Source organism: Micrococcus sp. LASM2_SD2, assembly GCF_057364565.1.
This window is the reverse complement of the sequence record NZ_JBNFOB010000250.1, coordinates 1-3,201: the sequence shown is the minus strand read 5'-3', so window position 1 is coordinate 3,201 and position 3,201 is coordinate 1. Positions and strand designations below refer to the sequence as shown.

5 protein-coding genes and 1 pseudogene are annotated in these 3,201 nt (G+C 74.1%); 4 read left to right on the top strand and 2 right to left on the bottom strand.

What is annotated here, in order from left to right:
* Positions 1-196 (bottom strand): annotated as a pseudogene (locus tag AC2W7A_RS10875) (hypothetical protein); the annotation flags it as partial.
* 331 nt (positions 197-527) lie between these two features.
* Here AC2W7A_RS10875 and AC2W7A_RS10870 point away from each other — a divergent pair.
* Positions 528-827 (top strand): DUF4193 domain-containing protein, encoded by a 300-nt coding sequence (locus tag AC2W7A_RS10870; protein ID WP_485991366.1) that lies wholly within the window; start codon positions 528-530, stop codon positions 825-827.
* 149 nt (positions 828-976) lie between these two features.
* On the opposite strand, the gene AC2W7A_RS10865 is transcribed toward AC2W7A_RS10870, so the two are convergent.
* The gene (locus tag AC2W7A_RS10865) at positions 977-1,504 is read right to left on the bottom strand and encodes a DUF3093 domain-containing protein (protein ID WP_485991365.1); all 528 of its coding nucleotides are present in this window, start codon (positions 1,502-1,504) and stop codon (positions 977-979) included.
* Between the two features lie 72 nt (positions 1,505-1,576).
* On the opposite strand from AC2W7A_RS10865, the gene dut reads away from it, so the two are divergent.
* The 3 genes from dut to AC2W7A_RS10850 are packed head-to-tail and all read left to right on the top strand — an operon-like array spanning position 1,577 to position 3,156.
* The gene (dut, locus tag AC2W7A_RS10860) at positions 1,577-2,074 is read left to right on the top strand and encodes a dUTP diphosphatase (RefSeq protein ID WP_485991364.1); all 498 of its coding nucleotides are present in this window, start codon (positions 1,577-1,579) and stop codon (positions 2,072-2,074) included.
* Between the two features lie 24 nt (positions 2,075-2,098).
* Entirely contained in the window at positions 2,099-2,866 is a 768-nt protein-coding gene (locus tag AC2W7A_RS10855) for a DUF3710 domain-containing protein (protein ID WP_485991363.1), read from the top strand.
* On the top strand, positions 2,863-3,156 hold the full coding sequence (locus AC2W7A_RS10850; protein ID WP_485991362.1) for a hypothetical protein: 294 nt from the start codon (positions 2,863-2,865) through the stop codon (positions 3,154-3,156). Before AC2W7A_RS10855 ends, AC2W7A_RS10850 begins: the two co-directional genes overlap by 4 nt.
* Positions 3,157-3,201: the final 45 nt, after the last annotated feature.

Sequence of the window (3,201 nt, the reverse complement as noted above, 5' to 3'; positions counted from 1 at the left end):
CCTGCGGGGCGCACGCGGCGTCCTCGGCGCCCGGCTCGGAGCCGCCCGGGGCGGCCTTCTCGAACGCCCGGTCCTCACCGGCCACCAGGGAACGCACCTCGTCGGTCAGCGCGAGCGTGTGCTCGCCGCCGTCCTGGTCCGTCAGCCGCAGGGCGGCGCCGTCCTCGGTCAGTCCTACCGGTCGCATCTCGGCCATGGGCGCCAGTGCCTTCCTTCGGGTCGTCTCCGTGCAGTCGCGGCAGTGCCTCCCGGCTCGCGACGGGGCCGTGGAGCCCGGGCGCGCCTGCGCGCGTTCGTCGTCCGATCCTAGAGCACACCGCCCACGCGACGGGTCCAAACGGGTGTGCCGGCGACCGCCATTTGGCTCCGGGGCGCCGATGGTGCACAATCTACGCGCAACGGCGCCGTGCGGTCAGCCCCTCGAAGGGGCGACGAAGCCCCACCCGACCTGCGGGCCGTCCCCCATCTTCGCCGGCGGCGCGGCCCGTGCCGCCGGTCCAGCACCTGAGCGGAGCGTGAGATCCCCCATGGCCACCGACTACGACGCCCCCCGGAAGAACGACGACGACGGGACCGAGGACTCCATCGAGGAGCTCAAGTCCCGACGCACGGACACCCAGTCCGCCGTCGTCGACGAGGATGAGACCGAGGCCGCGGAGGGCTTCGAGCTCCCGGGCGCCGATCTCTCCGGCGAGGAGCTGATGGTCCGGGTCCTGCCCGCGCAGTCGGACGAGTTCACCTGCGCCTCCTGCTTCCTGGTCCGCCACCGTTCCCAGGCCGCACGCGAGAAGGGCGGCCTGGTCTTCTGCACGGACTGCGAGGGCTGAACCCGACGCATCCACGACGCCCCCCGGCCACCTCCCCTGCAGAGGTGCCGGGGGCGTCGTCGTGTCCGGGGCGGTCAGGTCGACCGTCGAATCGCTCGGGCCGGCCGTCCAATCGCTCGGGCGGACCGTCGAGTCGGTCGGGCGGACCGTCAGGCCGTCCGGTCGCCGGGGCGCTGGCCGTCGTCCGCGTCCACGTCGGCGTGCATGGTGCCGCCGAGGGCGGCCACGAGCTCCTCGGGGCGCCGGGAGCTGGTGAGCCAGTAGGGGGTCCGGTCCCGCTCGTCGGTGAGCTGGATGCGGACCACGGGGGAGATCCAGCCGCGGATGACGGTGTAGGCCAGCCCGTGCAGCCGGGCGCCGCGCTGCTCCCGGGCGGCGTCGCCGCGGTACCCGGTCACGTCGCCCAGGTGGGAGCGCTCGATGCGGGCCCTGCCGACCTGGAGGTCCGCGTCCGTCACCACGATCCGCGGGGTGGTCGCGACCAGGATGATCGCCTCCACGATGAAGAAGAGGACCGCGGCTACGATGCCGGTGGTCAGGTTGATCGGGGCGAAGACCAGGACGGACAGCGCGGCCAGCATCACGGCCACCGTCCACACGCCGGCCGACGGGGTCAGGCGCTCCTCGAAGAGCACACTCTGGGCGGCGTCGGTCACGGGCTGCTGGTTCTCACGCATGTCCTCCAGCTTCCCACACGCGCTCCCGCGGGCCCGGCCCGGCGCGCGGCCCCTCGGGTAGAGTGGCCCGCTGTGAGTAACATCCGCCGCATCCCCGTGCCGTTGCAGCTGCTGGACGGCGGGCTCGAGCCGCCTGCCTACGCCCTGGACGGCGACGCCGGGGCCGACCTGCGCACCACGCAGGACGTGGAGCTCGCTCCGGGTGAGCGCGCGCTCGTGCCCACCGGCGTGGCGGTCGCCCTGCCCGCCGGCTATGCCGGATTCGTGCACCCGCGCTCCGGACTGGCCGTGCGCCATGGGCTGGGCATCGTGAACGCACCGGGCACGATCGACGCCGGCTACCGCGGGGAGATCAAGGTGCCGATCATCAACATGGACCCGACCAACCCGATCCGCCTGCAGCGCGGCGACCGCATCGCCCAGCTGGTGGTCCAGCCCGTGGTGCAGGCCGAGTTCCAACGCGTCGACCGGCTCGAGGACTCCGCCCGCGGCAGCGCCGGCTTCGGCTCGACCGGCGGCTTCGCCCCGGAGGCCGGCACCCGCGACGCAGCCCAGCAGACCGGCCGCTGAGCCGGAGGCCCCAAGGAGGTACGCATGATCTTCGGACGCAACCGCAACGTACGCCATGAGCAGGTCACCCTGCCCGAGGAGCTCATGGAGGACCGTGACCTGATCGCGGCCGGCCTCATGTCCGCCGGGGACGACACCTCCGGGCCGTTCGACGTGGCCGACCACCCCGATGCCAAGGGGTACATCGACCTGGGCGCGCTGCGCATCAGGGCCCGCCAGGGGATGAAGCTGCGCCTGGACCTGGAGGACAAGACCCAGCGCGTCATCGCGGTGACCGTGACCTCGGGCAGGTCCGCCGTGCAGGTGCAGGCCTTCGCCGCACCGCGCCGCACCGGCCTGTGGGACGACCTGCGCGCCGAGATCCTCGACGCGCTCGGCACCACCCCGGGGGCCGTGGCCGACGAGCGTCAGGGCCGCTTCGGCACCGAGGTCATGAGCCGTGTGCCGGCCTCCATGCCGGACGGCTCGCCCGGGTGGAACCTCGCCCGGTTCATCGGCGTGGACGGACCGCGCTGGTTCGTGCGCGGCGTCATCCAGGGGGAGGCGGCCCTGCACCCGGAGGACGCGGAGGAGGTCGAGGACGTGTTCGCGGACCTCGTGGTGGTCCGCGGCGACGAGCCCGTGCCGCCGCGGGAGCTGCTGCCGTTGCGCCCGCCCGCCAATGCCCAGCCGGTGCGCCGTCGTCGCCCCGCCGAGGCGGACACGACCGGCGGACGTGGCGACGCCCCCGAAAGCAGGCTACGGATCTGCCGCAGGCCGGGGCCCCGAGATCACCGAGGTCCGGTGACGTGACCGACGCGGTCGAACGGGTCGGCGTGGTCGCCACCGTCACGGTCCCGTCCTTCGACTCCGACGCGGTCTTCCGCGCCGAGCTCGCCGACCGCCTGCCGACCCCGGGGCAGGAGGCGCCGGAGGACACCGTGGTCCTGCTGTGGCACGGACGCCGCTCCGTCCCCCAGGTGCTGCCCGGGCAGTGGCTGCGCGTGCGCGGCACCCTGACCTCCGTGGACGACGTGCCCACGGTCCACAACCCCGCCTACGACCTGGTCGCCCCGCCGAGGCGCCGTCAGGAGCGCTCATGACCGCGTCCGCACCGCCCCCCTCGCCCCGGGCGTCCGACGCGGCCG

What these genes read in the sequence shown, in the direction of transcription:
- AC2W7A_RS10870 (WP_485991366.1), top strand. Translation starts at nt 528, where the DNA reads ATGGCCACCGACTACGACGCCCCCCGGAAGAACGACGACGACGGGACC.
- AC2W7A_RS10865 (WP_485991365.1), bottom strand. Translation starts at nt 1,504, where the DNA reads ATGCGTGAGAACCAGCAGCCCGTGACCGACGCCGCCCAGAGTGTGCTC.
- AC2W7A_RS10855 (WP_485991363.1), top strand. Translation starts at nt 2,099, where the DNA reads ATGATCTTCGGACGCAACCGCAACGTACGCCATGAGCAGGTCACCCTG.